The sequence below is a fragment of the Nonomuraea sp. MG754425 genome (assembly GCF_021699195.1).
GTDB lineage: Bacteria > Actinomycetota > Actinomycetes > Streptosporangiales > Streptosporangiaceae > Nonomuraea.
Genome location: NZ_SSXE01000419.1, coordinates 1 through 1,497 on the forward strand (window position 1 = coordinate 1; position 1,497 = coordinate 1,497).

2 protein-coding genes are annotated in these 1,497 nt (G+C 77.3%); both read left to right on the plus strand.

The window, feature by feature from the left end; translation table 11 throughout:
• The coding region (locus tag FAF44_RS53190) for a carboxylesterase family protein (RefSeq protein ID WP_237111117.1) at window positions 1-913 on the plus strand (913 nt) is incomplete at its 5' end.
• Window positions 914-947: 34 nt separating this feature from the next.
• The coding region (locus FAF44_RS53195; RefSeq protein ID WP_237111118.1) for a maleylpyruvate isomerase family mycothiol-dependent enzyme at window positions 948-1,497 on the plus strand (550 nt) is incomplete at its 3' end.

A 1,497-nucleotide genomic window follows, 5' to 3' on the forward strand; every position in this document is an offset into this window, starting at 1 on the left:
GCTCATGGTCATGCCGCGCGCCGCCGGGCTGTTCGGACGGGCGATCGCGCAGAGCGTGCCCGGCACGTTCTTCTCCGCGGCGCTGGCCGCCGACATCGCCGCCGCCCTGACCGCCGAGCTGGGCCTGCGTCCGGACGCCGCCGCGCTCGCCGCCGTCACGCCCGCCCGGCTGGTCGAGGCGGCCGAGTCGGCCACGGCCCGGATGCGCGGGCACGAGGAGCGCTGGGGCGCGGTCGCCCACACCGTCACCCCGTTCTCGCCCGTGGTGGACGGCGACGTCCTGCCCCGCGACCCGTGGAGCGCGCTGGCGGCCGGCGCCGGCCGCGGGATCGAGCTGATCGCGGGCCACAACCGCGACGAGTACCGGCTGTTCACGGCGACGGGACGGCTCGGGCGGACGCGGGCGGGCGAGCCGCTGCGGGTCTTCGCCCCCGGGCTGGAGCAGGGCTACCGCGACGCCTACCCGGCGGCGCACGCGGAGTCGCTGGACGAACTGGCGCAGTCCGACTGGGTGTTCCGCATGCCCTCGCTGCGGCTGGCCGACGCGCACGCCGCCGGCGGCGGGCGGGCGCACACGTACGAGCTGACCTGGCCGAGCCCCGTCATGGACGGCGCGCTGGGCGCCTGTCACGGGCTCGACGTGCCGCTGGTGTTCGGCAACCTGGACAGCGGGATGGGCCGCTTCCTCCTCGGCGAGGGGGCCGCGCCCGAGGCCGCCGCCGTGTCGGCGGACTTCCGCCGCGCGTGGACGGGCTTCGCGGCGGGCGACGGGCCCGGGTGGGAGCCCTACGAGCCGGGAGCCCGCCTGACCCGGCTCTTCGACGTCCGGCCGTCGGTCGTGCCCTACCCGGAGGAGGCGTCCCGCCGCCTGTGGGCCACGCACACGTTCGGCGAACTGCCGCTGCTCGACTGAAGCCGTCCCGAACTTTGTTCTGTAATGTCGGGGCATGACGGACATCTTCGATGACCTCCAGGCCGAGTACGGGCAGCTCGACGCCGTCCTCGCCGTCCTGACGCCCGCGCAGTGGTCGCACCCGTCGGCCGCCGACGGCTGGACCGTCTCCGACGTGGTGCTCCACCTGACCCAGAGCGAGGAACTCGCCGCCGCCTCGATCCGCGGCGAACCGGCCAGGGCCTCGGCGCCCCCGGCGGCGGGCGGCTCCGGCCGGGGCGTGGTGGACGCCATGGCCGACGCCGCCGTGGCCGCCGAACGCGACATCGCCCCGGCCCGCCTGCTCGCCCGCTGGCGCGCGGCCACCGCCGGCACGCCCGCCGCGCTGCGCGGCCACCCCGCGGGCAGCCGCCTGGACTGGGTGGCCGCGACCCTGTCGCCCGCGACGCTGGCCACCACGCGCCTGGCCGAGCACTGGGCCCACGCGCACGACATCACCGGCCCGCTCGGCATCGCCTACCCCGACACGTCGCGGCTGCGGCACATCGCGTGGCTGGGGCATCGCACGCTGCCGTACGCGTTCCAGGTGGCGGGGGTGGCGGGCG